Origin of the sequence: Saccharopolyspora sp. 6M (genome assembly GCF_020176775.1) — a bacterium.
Lineage (GTDB): Bacteria > Actinomycetota > Actinomycetes > Mycobacteriales > Pseudonocardiaceae > Saccharopolyspora_C > Saccharopolyspora_C gregorii.
On sequence record NZ_JAIUJZ010000150.1, the window covers coordinates 15790 to 16726 of the forward strand.

The following is a 937-nucleotide window of genomic DNA, read 5'->3' on the forward strand; positions in this document are numbered from 1 at the left end:
CAGGGCCGCGCCGCGGGGGGGGGGGCCCCCCCCCCCCCCCCCCCCCCCCCGCCCCCCCCCCGCCGGGGGTTTTCCCCCGCCGCGCCCCCCCCCCCGGGGGGGCCCCCGCGCCGATGTCGTCGTGCGCGGGGGTCATTTCCGGACGAAGAACTCGACCTCGGCCAGCGCGACGTGCTTGCCCGCGGTGAGCCCCCGGGCTTCCAAGACCTTCAGGCGGATCCGGACGACGTCGCTGCGGCGGATCTCGACGGGCGTCGCCTCCGTGGTGCTGGGGAGGGCTTGCTGCCGGGTCTCGGTCCGGCCGCGCGAGTCGGTGGTGGTGATCTCGACCAGGGACGGGTGGGCCTCGGTCGGGAACTTCTTGACGTCCGTGGACGGTCCGACGGTGATGACCGTCCCGAGCAGGCGCCTCGGCCGCTCGAACTCGAACTCGATCCATTCGCCCGGGCCGGGCGTGCCCCAGTACTGGTTCGTGATGCCGTCGGTGGCGAACCCGGCGGGGTGGCCGGGGAGTTCGATGCTGGCCGTGGTCTTGGACGGGGTGATCTGCTCCTTCTCCAGCGTCTTGTCCAGCACGTCCTGCACGAGCCACGTGCCGAACGGCCACAGCAGGTAGCCGCCGAGGACGACGGCGAGCACGGTGCCGAGGATCGCGAGCCTGCGCCAGAGCCAGCGGAGCCGTCCGCGGTCCGGCCGCTTCCGCCACCGGATCTTCGTGGGCCGTTCGTCGGGGTCGGGGTTGAGCGCGCTCGCGCAGCGGACGCAGAACCGCCGGGTGGTCGGGTTCGGGGTTCCGCAGGACGGGCAGGGCGGTCCGTCCTCGGTGACGGGCGTGGGCTGGACGGCCTGCTGTTCGGGGCGGGGTGCGATGGGTTTCGCCGGTTGCACGGCGGCGGGTTGGTCGTCGTCGTCCGGCTGCTCGGCCGGTTCCGCGGCC

The 937-nt window shown here is 74.6% G+C and carries 1 protein-coding gene; it reads right to left on the reverse strand.

The window, feature by feature from the left end; genetic code table 11:
* Positions 1-132: 132 nt before the first annotated feature.
* Positions 133-937 (reverse strand): discoidin domain-containing protein (locus tag LCD31_RS19790; protein ID WP_224960122.1); only part of this gene is annotated, 805 nt, incomplete at its 5' end.